Annotated in this window: 10 protein-coding genes and 2 pseudogenes; all 12 read right to left on the reverse strand. The window is 68.7% G+C overall.

Annotated features, from left to right (window positions below):
- Positions 1 to 43: 43 nt before the first annotated feature.
- The 12 genes and pseudogenes from FB600_RS38165 to FB600_RS15975 all read right to left on the reverse strand — a co-directional run bounded on the left by FB600_RS38165 (position 44) and on the right by FB600_RS15975 (position 14419).
- Positions 44 to 184: an HNH/endonuclease VII fold putative polymorphic toxin gene (locus FB600_RS38165; protein WP_208453032.1), complete on the reverse strand. Its 141-nt coding sequence runs from the start codon at positions 182 to 184 to the stop codon at positions 44 to 46.
- Positions 185 to 360: 176 nt separating this feature from the next.
- Positions 361 to 657, reverse strand: a complete 297-nt coding sequence (locus FB600_RS15930) for a hypothetical protein (RefSeq protein WP_098182320.1) — start codon at positions 655 to 657, stop codon at positions 361 to 363.
- Complete coding sequence (locus FB600_RS38170; protein ID WP_408580166.1) at positions 654 to 980, reverse strand: polymorphic toxin type 50 domain-containing protein; 327 nt, start codon at positions 978 to 980, stop codon at positions 654 to 656. The genes FB600_RS15930 and FB600_RS38170 overlap by 4 nt, the downstream gene beginning before the upstream one ends.
- A pseudogene (locus FB600_RS37510) lies at positions 960 to 2024 on the reverse strand (cell surface protein); the annotation flags it as partial. The pseudogene FB600_RS37510 and the gene FB600_RS38170, both read right to left, overlap by 21 nt.
- A pseudogene (locus tag FB600_RS15940) lies at positions 2021 to 2599 on the reverse strand (filamentous hemagglutinin N-terminal domain-containing protein); the annotation flags it as partial. The pseudogenes FB600_RS15940 and FB600_RS37510, both read right to left, overlap by 4 nt.
- A 233-nt stretch (positions 2600 to 2832) precedes the next feature.
- Positions 2833 to 5439 (reverse strand): penicillin-binding protein 1A, encoded by a 2607-nt coding sequence (locus tag FB600_RS15945; RefSeq protein ID WP_186467861.1) that lies wholly within the window; start codon positions 5437 to 5439, stop codon positions 2833 to 2835.
- Between the two features lie 92 nt (positions 5440 to 5531).
- Entirely contained in the window at positions 5532 to 8831 is a 3300-nt protein-coding gene (locus FB600_RS15950; protein WP_145756972.1) for a multidrug efflux RND transporter permease subunit, read from the reverse strand.
- Between the two features lie 10 nt (positions 8832 to 8841).
- Positions 8842 to 9417, reverse strand: a complete 576-nt coding sequence (locus FB600_RS15955; RefSeq protein ID WP_105820469.1) for a GNAT family N-acetyltransferase — start codon at positions 9415 to 9417, stop codon at positions 8842 to 8844.
- Positions 9414 to 9941, reverse strand: coding sequence for a GNAT family N-acetyltransferase (locus FB600_RS15960; protein WP_261383400.1), 528 nt, complete (start codon positions 9939 to 9941; stop codon positions 9414 to 9416). Before FB600_RS15960 ends, FB600_RS15955 begins: the two co-directional genes overlap by 4 nt.
- Before the next feature lie 23 nt (positions 9942 to 9964).
- Positions 9965 to 11329: a TldD/PmbA family protein gene (locus FB600_RS15965; protein WP_145756970.1), complete on the reverse strand. Its 1365-nt coding sequence runs from the start codon at positions 11327 to 11329 to the stop codon at positions 9965 to 9967.
- Positions 11329 to 12765 carry a TldD/PmbA family protein gene (locus tag FB600_RS15970; RefSeq protein WP_105820470.1) on the reverse strand — a complete coding sequence of 479 codons (1437 nt, stop codon included), beginning with the start codon at positions 12763 to 12765 and terminating at the stop codon, positions 11329 to 11331. The genes FB600_RS15965 and FB600_RS15970 overlap by 1 nt, the downstream gene beginning before the upstream one ends.
- Positions 12758 to 14419: an ABC transporter ATP-binding protein gene (locus tag FB600_RS15975; RefSeq protein WP_096752125.1), complete on the reverse strand. Its 1662-nt coding sequence runs from the start codon at positions 14417 to 14419 to the stop codon at positions 12758 to 12760. The genes FB600_RS15970 and FB600_RS15975 overlap by 8 nt, the downstream gene beginning before the upstream one ends.
- Position 14420: the final 1 nt, after the last annotated feature.

The raw sequence follows: 14420 nt of genomic DNA on the forward strand, positions 1-14420 counted from the left end.
TGGTCCGCCAGAAAACGCATCCTTTCTAGACTGCACATCCAACTTAATAGTCGTAATGACTCCCTGCCGGATCGTTAAAATATGGTCCGCGATTTTGTGTGTTGCCTTCGCCGAAGTAGTGCCCGTCCGCATCATCACGGATGATAACCGTTTGTGTACCGCCGCCAGGCGGCCGGGATTGCATATTCGTACTGGTACCCCGGCTGCGGGTTACCTCGCTTGTCAGTGTTCGGATAGACAGAGCTTGGTTGTTGACTCACAGGAATACCGGCCGCACGTTTGGCTTCATTACTCGGCGACTTTATCCAGGAGGAATCGGTGCATTTTTTGCGGCGCAAGCCGATCGTTCTCGACTATGAATCACTCCTTCCGCTGATAGACATGTAGTTCTAACGAACTATCGCGAAACGGCTGCGGCACATCGATCCGAATACATTGCATATCGACCAATCCATGCTCAAAGTGCGATGCCAACTCAGATCCAACCTCATCCATCGCATCCCGATCGCTATCGGCTATCGGTCCATCAAACACCACTTGGACCGTTATATTTTCACCTTCAGCGGCACAGCTCACGGCTCGAATATTTGCGCTGACGTATCCGAGTAGAGCTGATTGCAGTGCCAGCAACAGTCGAATTCGAAACTCGTTAATCATTGGGCCCTCCCGGGAACAATATGAACCCCGTCCTTACTGTAGTGAATAATACCGTTCGTTGTAGGCAGCTTTTCGCCTGTAACCGGATCAACGTAGTTTCCAATAACTTTCCCGAAGTTCACGCGCTCTCGATAGCCTGGCTGGCCAGGCGCGACATTATTTGCGGGCTGCCCAGTTCCTGCATAGTCGTCCACAAGCTTTTGAGGATCAGGGTATGACAATTCGCTTCGGCCCGGAATGAAATTATTGTGATCCGGCTGATGCTTGCCCTGCTTGCCATCGTCAATTACTGGCGTATCCCCACCCTTGACCGCCGTCGTGATGTAGTCTACCAACCCCTTCGCCTGATCCGGAATGATCGCCGTAATCCAGTCGCCCACCGTTTTCGCGTTCGGCATCGGATAGATCAACGATCCGGTCGGTTTGATCGTTGAATCAAGCGCCGTGGCGGGATCAGCGATCACCCCGTCGCCCTTACCAGACTGCTCGCCCTTGTACCCCGGTAGCTTGAATCCAGCGAGCCAGCCCGGCGCCGGCGCCATCGGCGAGACCTGATTGTTCTCCGCCTCGATTTTGCCCGCACCGGTCGCCGTTGCCACATTCTGGCCCGACACCGCCGCGACGCCGGCAACCAAGCTGGCCACCATATTGTCGCGCGCTTCGCGTTCGGATGCGGACAAGTTCGCCGACGGCGCAAGCAGACTGCCGAGCACGGAGCTGGTCGCCGCGCCCATCGCGCCCGCACCGCAGCTCTGGCTGCTGGCAGCAGCCCCCGCACATCCAACAATCGCGTGAAGTGCCGCACGCGCTTCTTCGCTGCCGAGGTTGTCGGCAATCTGCTTCACCTGGTTCGTGCCCAGCTCTTGCAGGTAGGCCACTGTGGCGTTCTGCGCGAATTGGCCGAGGCCACCCGTCACATTGCCGCCCGCGGCAACCGACAGGGCCGTCAGCACCTGACGATACGTGCCGTTGGGTCCCCAGTTCGCGCTCAGCTCGTCGGCGCGCTGCTGGGCCGCTGCGCGCTGTTCCGGCGTCAGATTCGAGTTGTTCGCCGCGGCTTTCGCAGCGTCCGCTTCGGCCGCGCGATTCGCGATGAATGTCCCGGTCTGATTGATGAACTGGCTCGTAATGTCGAAGCCGGCCTGAATCTTGTCCTTGTCGAAGATCAGCGCAAGTGCACTCCCGGTATTTGACGTATCGCGATTGATGCTTGAGACCGCTTCAGCAGCCGTCTGCCCCGTCAATTGCTGCTGTTTCGCACCATCGGCGATCGTAATGGCCCCACCGCTGATACCGCTCTTCGTGGTCGAATTGGCATCGCCCGACGCGCTGAGCGCGACCGGTGGCGCTACCTGCAATCCGCCGTCAGGGTCGCGCGGCTGGTATTGATGAAGCCCGCGCCATCGAGATAGATACCCGAGGGATTCGCCAGCACAAGCTCCGCGCGGGCGCCTGCGATCTCCAGCGCACCGCGGATCTGGGAGGGGTTCGGGCTGTTGACCTGGTTGACGATGATGCGCGCCACATCGTTCGGCCCGAAGTTCGGGTTGCCGTTGATCCATCCGCCAAGCTGGGTCTGGACCATCGTGGCCGAGTTGTTGAGGATCGCGCCGGCCTTCTGCACGTCGAACTGATTGTAGGTGTTGACCGACACACCGCTGCCGCCTGGCTTGTTGATATTGACTTGCGGCAGCCCGTTCGGCGTCTGAATCACCACCGGCGCGCTCGGCCCCGCCCCAACGATTTGCGCCTGGACCGCCGTCGACAGAGCACCGGCCACCGCCGAAGTGGCCAGTACCGCGGCAGCACGCATGCCTGACGATCGCTTGACCCGCCGCGCCTCGCCGCTTGCGGATTTGCCCTCGGCCGTGGTCGTCTCGGCGACGGCCATCACCATACCCCGAAGCCTGGAATACACCAGGCGATGCGCATTCTTGTTCATTCTCTTCGACGTGGCCTGCGTCCATTTCGTTAGTTATGGGACGCGAGCTTATCGAAGCAATGAAAGATAGCTGTCAACAACTACCAAGTTGTTGACCCAAACGACTCAAATCATGAAATTTGGATACGTCTGATTGATTAGGGCCCGGACTCTCTGATCGCTTTTCCAAAGCCAGTCAGGCCGCGACCAGGCCGTCGGTTCATCGTGACGGGGAAGCCATTCGCGGCATTCGCTTATTGCCCGTTTCCGTTGCCAGTCGACGGCGTATCCGGCGTGGGCGTCGGCGATTCGGCCGGCGGCTCGCTCGGCAGGCCGTTGTCCTGCCCGCCGCCGCTCGCGCCGCCATTGCCACTGCCGTGATTACCGCCGCCGGCCGGCGCCGAAGGCAGCAACGGCGGCGCCGAGGCGCTGAAGGTATCCACGCCCGACGCGGCATGGCCGCCCACCACGCCGCCGCCCTTCAGGAACGCGCCGAGCGGATCCGAAGCCGCCTCGGCCGCGGCGGCGGCCGAGGCGGCGCTCGCGGCGCTGGCCGCCTGTTCCGCCTCGCTCGGCGCCAGCGCCGGTGCCGGCGTGCGCGGCTTCTGCGGCACGGCCGGCTTCTCCGGCTTGGACGGGAACAGATAGGCGATCCAATCGTCGAGCTTGCCGCGCAAGGTATCGAAGAAACCCGGCGGCGCCTCGGTATCGAATTTCACCCGCGCGTCGATCAGCTTCGCGCGGAACACGCGCTGGTAGAAATCGCCGACCATCGGCAAGGCGCTGCGCGCGCCCTGCCCCCAGGTATCGCCGAGCGTGACGCGGCCGTCGTCGAAGCCGACCCAGGCGCCCGCCACCAGTTGCGGCTGCATCAGGATGAACCAGCCGTCGGTATTGCCCTGGGTGGTGCCGGTCTTGCCGGCCACGTCGGCGCGGATCCCGAAGCGCGAGCGGATCGCCGAGCCGGTGCCGCGATTGATCACGCCGCGCAGCGCCTCCACCAGCGTGCGCGAGGCCGAGGTGGACAGCGTGCGTTCCGGCGGCGCCGGCATGAACTCGGCCAGCACGTTGCCGTCGCGATCCTCGATGCGGGTCACCATGCGCGGCTCCACATAGCTGCCGAGGTTGGCGATGGTCGCGTAGGCCGACACCATCTCCTTGAGCGTGACGGGGCTGGTGCCCAGCGCCAGCGAGGGCACCGCCTCCAGCGTGCTGTCGCGCACGCCCATCTCGCGCGCGAGCCGCGCCACCTTGACCGGCCCGACCTGCTGCATCAGCTGCGCGGTGATGCGGTTGCGCGAATAGGCCAGCGCGTCGGCCAGCGTCATCGGCTTGCCGGTAGGCGGCTCGGCGTCGTCGGGGCGCCAGATCTCGCCACCCTTGAGCGGGATCTCGACCGGCTGGTCGATGAAGGTATCGGTGGGCTTGGCGCCGTCGGCGAAAGCGGCGCCGTAGACGAAGGCCTTGAAGGTCGAACCCGGCTGCCGGCGAGCCTGCTGCACATGGTCGAAGGGCTCGGTGCTGAAATCACGGCTGCCGACCCAGGCGCGGATCGCGCCGTCGCGCGGATCGATCGCCATGAAGCCGGCCTGCACGTCGGCCTTGGCCTTGCAGAGATCGCGCAGGAACTCGCGCTGCTTGCCGAACGCCTTCAGCGCGGCGGCATCGTCGGCGCCGCCGTCGCGCGCGGCCTTGTACTCGGGCGTCTCGCGGATGAAGGTCTGGAACAGCGGGCTGCCGAACGCGCAGCCGCTGCCCGAATTCCAGGCGCCGTTGGCGATGCCCTGCAACTGGTTGGCCTGCAGCTTGAGCGCCGCGGTGGCCATCGACTGCATGCGCGAATCGATCGTGGTCCTGACGATCAAGCCATCCGAGTAGATGTTGTAGTCGTTGCGGTCGGCCCAGCCGATCAGCCATTTGCGCAACTGCTGCGCGAAATGCGGCGCCGGGCCAGGCGGCTCCTTCTGCCGCTCGAAATCGATGCGCAGGGGCTTCTTCTGCAGCACCGCGAACTGCGCCGGCGTCAGCTTGCCGTACTTGACCATCTGTCCGAGCACCGTGTTGCGCCGCTGCAGCGCACGCTCGGGATTGATCACCGGGTTGTAGTAGCTGTTGCCCTTGAGCATGCCCACCAGGGTGGCGCTGTCGAGCACGTCGAGCTGGTCGGCCGACTTGTCGAAATAGGTGCGCGCGGCCATCTCCACGCCATAGGCGTTGTAGAGGAAGGGCACCGTGTTCAGGTAGGTCTCGAGGATCTGCGGCTTGCTGTAGACGGCCTCGATCTTCAGCGCGGTGATCGCCTCCTTGAGCTTGCGCGTGAGCGTGGGTGCGCGGCCGATCTGGTCCGGATAGAGGTTGCGGGCAAGCTGCTGGGTGATGGTCGAGCCGCCCTGGCGGTCGCCCGAGAAGGTGTGCAGCGCAGCGCCGGCGGTGCGCCGCCAGTCGAGCCCGTGATGCTCGTAGAAGCGATGGTCCTCGGTGGCGATCAGCGCGTCCACCATGTGCGGCGAGATATCGGCCAGCGCCACCCACTCGCGGTTCGAGGGCTTGAATTCGGCCAGCAGCTTGCCGTCCGAGGACATCACCTGGGCCGGCGCGTCGACGCGGGCCTTGCGGATGTCGCCGATGCTGGGCGTGAACGGGATCAGCACCAGCACGTAGAGCAGGAACAGCACCGGGACGGCCGCCACGGCGATCAGCACGCCGCGGCGCGTGGGATGCCGCAGGTGGTGCCAGAGCAGGGCCAGCGCGCGCGAGACGGGCGGCCGCGCGCGGGCCAGGGCCGAGGCCAGCACGGGCCGGGCGGCGGCCCGCCAGGCGGCGAGACGGGAAAGCAGGCTGGACAGGAAACGACGGCTCACGCGGGACATCCGAAGAGGCGAAAGCGTGCATCGTATCAAAGCCGGCGCGCCGGACCGGCGGGAGAGGCCCGAGCGGGCCGCACCCGAGCCCGCTAGCGCGTCGGCCCGTAAGGCTGGGCGCCGGGCGGCGGCAGATCGCGGCCGTCGCGCGGCGCCTCGCCGGCCTGGCTGCCCGGCGACGGCGCCGCTTCACTATTCCCGCGCCGCTCGGCGGCATCGCCGGAGACGCGCTCCTCCCCATCCGCGGCGCCCTCGGCCGCTCCGCCCGCGCGCCGCCGCTCGCTGCCGAGCACGGCCACCAGCCGGTACGCGAGCGGCGCGAACATCAGCCCGAACAGCGTCGCCGCCAGCACCCCGCCGAACGCGCCGGTGCCGATCGAGCGGCGGCTCTCGGCGCCCGCGCCGGTGGCGATCACCAGCGGCACCACGCCAAGCAGGAAGGCCATCGAGGTCATCACGATCGGCCGGAAGCGCAGCGCTGCCGCGTCGAGCACCGCCTCGCGCAGGCTGGCGCCGCGCCGGTAGGCATCGCGCGCGAACTGCACGATCAGGATCGCGTTCTTGGCGGCCAGCCCGATCACGGTGATCAGCCCGACCTTGAAATAGACGTCGTTGGGCAGCCCGCGCGCGAGCGCCGCGGCCAGCGCGCCGGCCGCCCCCAGCGGCAGGATGGTCAGCACCGCGAACGGCACGGTCCAGCTCTCGTAGAGCGCGGCCAGCACCATGAACACGGCCAGCACCGACAGGCCGATCAAGAGCGGCGTCTGCCGCGCGGCGATGCGCTCCTCGCGCGCCGCGTCCACCCAGTCGTAGCCGATCCCGCTCGGCAGCGCCGCGGCCAGCCGCTCCATCTCGGCCATTGCCGCGCCCGAGCTCACGCCCGGCGCCGAACGCCCGCTCACGTCGAGCGAGGGATACCCGTTGAAGCGCGACAGCGAGACCGGGCCCAGGCTCCAGCGCCGCGAGGCGATCGCCGAGAGCGGCACCATCTGGCCCGTCGTATTGGGCACCATCAGCGACATCAGCGCATCGTCGGACATCCGCGCGCTCGAGTCGGCCTCGACGATCACGCGGCGCATCCGGCCATTGGCCGGGAAGTCGTTGACGTAGTTCGAGCCGAAGGTACCGCCCAGCAGGCTGGACAGCCGCTCGAAGGGCACCCCCAGCGCGTAGGCCTTGGCGCGGTCGATATCGAGCTCGACGCGCGGGCCGTCGGGCTGGTCCTCGGTGCGGATCGAGGCGAGCCGCGGATCGGCGCGCGCCGCCTCAATCAGTTGCGTGCGCGCCGCCTTCAGCGCGTCGAGCCCCACGCCGCCGCGATCCTCGAGCCGGAAGGTGAAGCCGTCGCCATGGCCCAGGCCCGGCACCGAGGGCGGCAGCGAGACGTCGATGTCGGCCTCGATGATCTTCGAGAACTCGCCGTTGAGGCGGTCGCGCAAGGCCATCGCGTCGACATCGCGATGCGCCCAGTCGGCCAGCTCGACGAAGCCCATCGCGATGTTCTGGCCGCTGCCGGTGAAGCTCCAGCCGATCACGCTGGTCACGTTGGCCACCGCGTGCTCGCGCGCCAGCACCGCCTCGACGCGCTCGACCACGGCCAGCGTGCGCGACTGGGTGGCACCGGCAGGCAGCTGGATCATCACCTGCAATTGCCCGCGATCCTCGGCAGGCAGGAAGCCGCCCGGGATGGCCCAGGCCATCAGCGCGCACAGCGCCACCAGCGCCGCGTACAGCAGCAGCATCGGGCGCGGCCGGTCGATGGTGAAGGCCACCACCCGGCGATAGCGCTCGCCGAGCCGGTCGAACAGGCGCGCGAACGCGTCGGCGGCGCGCGTGGCGAGCGCCGGCACGCGCCGCGCACGCGCGGCGGCGGCGGCGCCCTGCCCCGGCCCGATCGGCTTGAGCAGGCTCGCGCAGAGCGCCGGCGTGAGCGACAGCGCGACGAAGGAGGACACGCCCATCGAGGCGATCATCGCGATCGAGAACTGCCGGTAGATGCCGCCCACGCCGCCGGGAAAGAAGGCCATCGGCACGAACACGGCGGTCAGCACCGCGGTCACGCCGACGATCGCGCCGCTGATGCGCTTCATGGCGCGGCGCGTGGCCTCGCGCGGCGACAGCCCCTCGTCCTCCATGATGCGGTGCACGCTCTCCACCACCACGATCGCGTCGTCGACCAGGATGCCGATCGCCAGCACCAGGCCGAACATGGTGAACACGTTGATCGACAGGCCGAAGATCCACATCGCCACGAAGGCGCCCATCAGCGTGACCGGGATCACCACGGTGGGCACCAGCGTGTAGCGCAGCCCGCGCAGGAACACCCACATCACCAAGAACACCAGCACCACCGCCTCGGCGAGGGTCAGCACCACCTCGTCGATGGCGATCCGCACGAAGTGGGCGCCGTCGAAGGGCACGCGGATCTGCGCGCCGACCGGCAGGCGCCGCGACAGCTCGCCGATCCGCTCGCGAATCGCGTTCGAAGTGTCCAACGCATTGCCGCGCGGCCCGAGCTGCACGCCGACCGCCGCGGCCGGCTTGCCGTTCAGGCGCGACCAGTAGGAATAGTCGTCGCGGCCGATCTCGATGCGCGCGACATCGGCCAGGCGCACCGCCGAGCCGTCGGGCTTGGCCTTCAGCACGATCCTGCCGAACTCGGCCGGCGAGGCCAGTTGCCCCTTCACGATCACCGAGGCAGTCATCTGCTGGCCGGGCTCGAAGGGCGCATCGCCGATCGCGCCGGCCGTCACCGCCACGTTCTGTGCGCCCACCGCGCTGATCACGTCGTCGGCGCCGAGCCCGAACTCACGCAGCTTGTCGGGGTCGAGCCAGATCCGCAGCGCCACGTCCGCGTCCCACAGCTGGGCCGATCCGACGCCGGGCACGCGCTTGATCTCGCGCAGCAGGTTGCGGGTGAGGAAGTCGCCCAGCGAGGTGGAATCCTGCTGGCCATCCTTCGAGGCCAGCGTGACCAGCATCAGGAAGGTGTTGGCCGACTTGAACACGCTGATGCCCTGCTGCACCACCTGCTGCGGCAGACGCGGCTCGACCTGCTTGAGGCGGTTCTGCACGTCGACCACGGCGATGTCGGGATTGGTGCCCGGCGCGAAGGTGACGTCGATCTCGAGGTTGCCGTGGTTGTCGCTGTTGGTTTCGTAGAACTGGAGATTGTCGATGCCGTCGAGGCTCTCCTCGATGACGCTGGCCACGTCCTCGTCGACGGTTTCCGGCGCCGCGCCGGGATAGATGGCCGATACCACCACGCGCGGCGGCGCCAGGCGCGGGTACTGCGCGACCGGCAGCTGCGGGATCGCCAGCAGCCCGGCCACCACGATCGCCAGCGCGACGATCCAGGCGAACACGGGACGATCGATGAAGAACGACGGCATCGACCTCCCCTCAGCCGCCCGGCGGCGCGAGCGCCGGTGCCGCCACCAGGCGCGCCATCAGCAGCCCGTCGGCCAGCTCGCCGTCGCGGATCGCGTGGGCGCGCGAGAACGCCTCGGTGACGAAGCCGAAACGCTCGTAGAGCGCGATCGCGCGCGTGTTGTCGGCGAACACGTTCAGCTCGATGCGGCGCAGGCCGAGTTCGCGATCGGCGGTGTCGAGCATCGCCTGCATCAGCCGGGCGCCGATGCCGCGGCCCGCGTAGGCGTCGTGCACGGCGATGCCGAAGCTGGCGCCGTGCGAGCGCGGCGGCGGATGCACGAACAGCGCGAGATGGCCGACCACCTTGCCGTCGATCACCGCGCACAGCGCGAAACCCTGGCCGGCGCCGCTCACCAGCGGCGCGTGCCAGTTGCTGACCACCTCGGCCGGCCGGCAAGGCATGGCGAGCGTGTAGCGCAGCGAGACCGGCTGCTGGTGGATCGTCGCGACCGCGGCCGCGTCGGCCGGTTCGTAGGGGCGCAGGATCACGGCCTCGGCGGGACTTGCCGGCGCGGCGGCCGGCTTGACGAGGTTCGACCCGCTCATGGCTGCTCCGCCGGATTGAAGGGCGCGGCCACCGGCAAGGCATCCACCAGCCGCGCCATCATCCGCAGGTCGACCAGCATGCCCTCGCGCAAGGCGGCGCCGCGCCGGAAGCCTTCGGTCTCGAAGCCGTAATGGCCGCGCAGCGCGAGCGCGGCGGCGTGATCGGCATGCAGGTCGATCTCGAGCCGCCGCAGGCCGAGCCAGCGATCGGCGAAGTTCAGCATCGCCTCGACCAGCGCGCGGCCGACCGCGTCGCCTGGCAGCGCGTCGTGCACCGAAAGGTCGAGGATGCCCACGTGATTGCGGCGCAGCCGCTGCGGTGCCAGTTCGCCGAAGCCGACCAGCGCGCCGTCGGCCCAGGCGCCGAAACCATGCCGCTGCGCCACCAGCTTGCCGAGCCAGTCGCGCCGCCATTCCAGCGTGCGATGCGGCGCTTCCAGGCGCCAGGTGGCCACGCCCGGCCGCGACAGCAGCGCGTGCAGCGCCTCGGCATCCTCGGCTTGCAGGGCGCGCACGGTCGTCATGGCGTGCTCGATCGCGGCGAGCGTCACAACGTCAGCGCGAAGCTGCGCACCAGCATGCCCGGCACGCTGAGGCCGCCGGTGGCGCGTTCGCCCCAGGTGCTGTTGTTGAGCAGCGTCTGCGGCTGGGCGCCGAGGCGCTCCAGCTCGCTGCCGAACAGGCTGTAGAAGCTGTCGTCGAAGCGCATCGCCTCGACCGGCGCGACGATCTCGCCATCCTCCACCCAGAAGGTGGCGAAGCGCGTCATGCCGGTCATCCGGCAGTGGCTGCGATCCGAGAAGTTGAGATACCAGAGGTTGCCGACATACAGGCCGGTGCCGAGCGCGGCGAGCACCTCGGCATCGGCCAGGTCGCCGCCGGCGATCGACAGCGACTCGGGCACCTCGGAGGACGAGGCGCCGTTCGGCACCAACCCGTATTCGCGAGCGGTCCGCGCGTCGACCAGTTGGCCGACGCCGCGCCCGGCCGCCACCAGCGGCACGCTCTCGCGAAGGTAGCCGTCGGCGCTGAAGGCCGGCGCCAGGCCGAGCGAGAAGTCCTCGGTGATCGAGACGCGCGGGTCGAGCGCGACCTCGCCCTCGTAGAGCCGCTGCAGCGCACCGCGCGCGCTGCGTTGCGCGCGGGCCGAGAAGCCTGCCCAGCCAGCGGCCAGCTCGACCATTTCGCTGACGGCCGAGGGCTCGAACCAGGTGCGATAGCGTCCCGGCGCCAGCGTCTTCGGCGTACGCGCGATCACCGGCAGGCGCGCGGCCGCTTCCTCGACCTTGGCGGCGAACACCTCGTCGCGCCAGTCGTCGCCGGCATAGACCGACTTGATGGCGCGCCCGCTCTTGTCATACAGCGACCAGCTGAAATTGAAGTTCTCGACCTCGTGCCAGCCGCGGCTGCCCGTCGACGAGGCGAAACCACGCGCGATCGTGCCGCCGGCATGGGCGCCGACGAAGTCGAGCCCCCGTGCGGCCTCGGCCACGCGCGCGGCCAGCGCGTCGGCGTCGGGCACGCGGCCGCTGCGTCGCGTGGTACGCGTCCAGCTGCTGGTATCGAACAGCAGGTGCGGATCGTCGGGCGCATCGCGCAGGGCCTCGCGCAGCGCGACCAGCGAGTCGGCCAGCGCGGCGCGGTCGCTCGCCCAGTCGCCGCTGGCGGTCTGCTCGACCGAAGCCTGGCGAGCGCCCTGCACCAGCCGCAGGCTCAGCTTGCCCTGCAGCACGCGGCCGGTCTGGCGGATGCGGCCCGTGTTGAAGCGCACGAAATCGGAATGCTCGGCGGCGAACCACAGCAGGATGGTCTCGCCGGGCGCGCGCAGCGCGTCGGCCTCGTCGGCGAGCCGGTCGAAATGCGTCCGCCAGTCGATGGTGGCGGACGTGGAAGCGGTGGCGAACCCGGTCATCACGCGCCTCCGAACACGTCGACGTCGGCGAACACGCAAGCCGGCGAGGCGTGGCCGACACGGATCACCTGGGCCGGCTCGCCCTTGCCGCAATACGGCGTGCCGTGCACGCGGAAGGTGCTGGCGTCGCCCACGGCGCGCAGGCTGCGCCAGAAGTTCGCCGAGATCCCACGATAGTTCGGCTTGCGCACCACCTGGGTGAGCTTGCCGTTCTCGATCAGTTGGCCGAACTCGCAGCCGAACTGGAATTTGTTGCGATGATCGTCGATCGACCAGGAGGTATTGGTGCGCATCAGGATGCCGCGCTCGGTGCCGGCGATCAGTTGCTCGAGCGAGGCGTCGCCGGGCTCGATGTTGAGGTTCGCCATCCGGTCGATCGGCGCGCGGTTCCAGTTCGAGGCGCGGCTGTTGGCGACGCCGGGCAGCCCGGCGCGCTGCGCCGAGAGCGCGCCGCCCAGCGGGCGCTCGAGGATGCCCTGGCGGATCAGGTAGGCCTTGGCGGCGGGCGTGCCGTCGTCGTCGTAGGCGTAGGAGGCGGCCTCGCCGGGCAGTTCCGGGTCGAAGCTGACGTTGAGCAGGGCCGAGCCGTATTGGTAGCTGCCGAACATCTCGGGCTTGACGAAGCTCCAGCCCGCGAAATTGCGCTCGTCGCCGAGGATCCGGTCGAGCTCGAGCGGATGGCCGATCGATTCGTGGATCTGCAGCATCATCTGGTCGGGCATCAGCAGCAGGTCGCGCGGCCCGGACGGGCAGTTCGGCGCGGCCAGCAGTTGCAGCGCCTCGTCGGCCACGCGCGCGCCGGCGCCGGCGAAGCCGCTGGCCTCGAACACCGCCAGGCCACCCTGCGAGAGCATCCCGCGGCCGCCGCCGAGCGAACGCGTCTCGGTCTCGCCGTCGGCATGCGCGACCGCGGTCAGTTCGGGAGTGACGAAGGCGAAACGCTGGTCGATACGGATGCCGTCGCTGGTCAGGTAGAGCTGGTCGGTTTCGATCAGCATCACGCTGGCGGTGCGCTCGACGATGCGGGGGTCGATCGCGGCGGCCGCGCATTCGTGGGCGAGCCGTGCCAGCCAGTCGGCGCGCGTGGGCAGCGCCGCGCCCACGCCGGGCGAGACGAAGCTGCCGCCGCGGGCCGGCCGCGCCACTTCGCGATGATCGATCAGGGACCAGCGCGCGGCGGCCTTCGCGCGTGCGATGGCGGCGTCGAGCGCGGCCTGCAGGCCCGTCGGCGACAGGTCCGGCGTGGCCGCGTAGCCGGCACCGGCGCCGCACCAGGCGGTCAGCATCGCACCGCGATCCAGCGTGCGCTTGAGCGGTTGGGCGACGTCGTTGCGGACCTCATGCTCGTCGGTCCGCTCGTCGACGATGCGCAGCGACCAGAAATCGGCATCGCCGCGCAGGCCGCGGGCGGCCTCGGCCCAGCGTTCGTCAATCATTGGCTCTCTCTTCGGCCGCCGCGGCCGTCGAGAGCATCGACGACGCGAGCAGCGCTTGTGTATAAGCGTGCGACGGCGCGTTCAGCACATCGAGCGCATCGCCCGATTCCACCACGCGTCCCGCCTTCATCACGATCACCCGGTGCGCCATCGCGCGCATCACGGCCAGGTCGTGGGTGATGAACAGATAGCTCAACCGGTACTTCTTCTGCAGATTCGTCAACAGCTTCAGTACCTGCTTCTGGATCGACACGTCGAGCGCGCTGGTCGGCTCGTCGAGCACCAGCAACTCGGGCTCGACCGCCAGGGCACGGGCGATCGCGATCCGCTGCCGCTGCCCGCCGGAGAATTCGTGCGGATACCGTAGCATCGCCTCGGCCGGCAGGCCGACCTCGTCGAGCAGCGCGGCAATTCTGCCACGCCTTGCGCTCGCCGTCATGTCCGGCCGGTGCAGGGCCAGCCCCTCGCCGACGATCTGCTCGACCGTCATGCGCGGCGACAGCGAGCCGAACGGGTCCTGGAATACCACTTGCATGCGGCCGTAGAGTTCGCGCTTGCCGCGCGAGCCGCGCACCTCGGCGAGCGGCAGCCCGTCGATCTCGATGGCGCCGGCCGCCGGCTGCTGCAGGCCGAGCACGGTGGCCGCCAGGGTCGACTTGCCGGAGCCCGATTCGCCGACGATGCCGATCGTCTCGCCGCGGCGCAGCGTCAGCGCCACCTCGTGCACGGCGCGAAAGCGAGTCTTGCCGAACAGCGAGCGCAGCCCCTTGGCGGCGGTGCGGTAGTCGACCGCCACGTCGCGCACCTCGAGGATCGGCCGCGCGTCGGCCGGCACCGGCTCGACCTCGCGCACCGGCTCGCTGTCGAGCAGCCGCTGCGTATAGGGGTGTTGCGGGTTGGCGAACAGCGCGGCGGTCTCGTTGGTCTCGACCAGCACGCCCTTCTCCATCACCGCCACGCGCTGCGCGAAGCGGCGCACCAGGTTCAGGTCGTGGGTGATCAACAGCACCGCCATGCCGCGCGTGGCCGCCTCCTGCTCCTGCAGCTCGATCAGCAGGTCGACGATCTGCTGGCGCACCGTCACGTCGAGCGCGGTGGTGGGCTCGTCGGCCAGCAGCAGGCGCGGCCGGCAAGCCAGCGCCATGGCGATCATGGCGCGCTGGCGCTGGCCGCCTGAAAGCTGGTGCGGGAAGCTGTCGATGCGCCGTTCCGGCTCGGGAATCCCGGTGCGGCGCAGCAGTTCGATGCCGCGCTCGCGCGCCGCGCCGGGCCGCAAGCCCTCGTGCAGCCGCAAGCTCTCGGCGATCTGCTTGCCGACCGTGTAGAGCGGGTTGAGCGCCGTCATCGGCTCCTGGAACACCATCGCGATGTCGGCGCCGCGGATCCCGCGCATCTGCTGCTCGCTCTTGGCCAGCAGGTCCTCGCCGTCGAACAGCATGCGGCCCGACAGCTCGGCGTCGCGCACCAGGCGCAGGATCGACAGCGCGGTCACGCTCTTGCCCGAGCCCGATTCGCCGACCAGCGCGACGCGTTCGCCGCGCGCGATCGACAGGGACAGCTTCTGCACCGCGGCGCGGCCGCCGAAGCTGGCGGAAAAATCCTCGATGCTCAGCAGCGGCCTTTCGTGGGACTGCTTGGACTGGATTGGCGTCATC

This window comes from Burkholderia sp. SJZ089 (assembly GCF_007828315.1).
Taxonomy (GTDB): domain Bacteria; phylum Pseudomonadota; class Gammaproteobacteria; order Burkholderiales; family Burkholderiaceae; genus Burkholderia; species Burkholderia gladioli.

What these genes read in the sequence shown, in the direction of transcription:
- FB600_RS38165 (WP_208453032.1), bottom strand. Translation starts at nt 184, where the DNA reads ATGCAATCCCGGCCGCCTGGCGGCGGTACACAAACGGTTATCATCCGT.
- FB600_RS15930 (WP_098182320.1), bottom strand. Translation starts at nt 657, where the DNA reads ATGATTAACGAGTTTCGAATTCGACTGTTGCTGGCACTGCAATCAGCT.
- FB600_RS15950 (WP_145756972.1), bottom strand. Translation starts at nt 8,831, where the DNA reads ATGCCGTCGTTCTTCATCGATCGTCCCGTGTTCGCCTGGATCGTCGCG.
- FB600_RS15955 (WP_105820469.1), bottom strand. Translation starts at nt 9,417, where the DNA reads ATGAGCGGGTCGAACCTCGTCAAGCCGGCCGCCGCGCCGGCAAGTCCC.
- FB600_RS15960 (WP_261383400.1), bottom strand. Translation starts at nt 9,941, where the DNA reads ATGACGACCGTGCGCGCCCTGCAAGCCGAGGATGCCGAGGCGCTGCAC.
- FB600_RS15965 (WP_145756970.1), bottom strand. Translation starts at nt 11,329, where the DNA reads ATGACCGGGTTCGCCACCGCTTCCACGTCCGCCACCATCGACTGGCGG.
- FB600_RS15970 (WP_105820470.1), bottom strand. Translation starts at nt 12,765, where the DNA reads ATGATTGACGAACGCTGGGCCGAGGCCGCCCGCGGCCTGCGCGGCGAT.
- FB600_RS15975 (WP_096752125.1), bottom strand. Translation starts at nt 14,419, where the DNA reads ATGACGCCAATCCAGTCCAAGCAGTCCCACGAAAGGCCGCTGCTGAGC.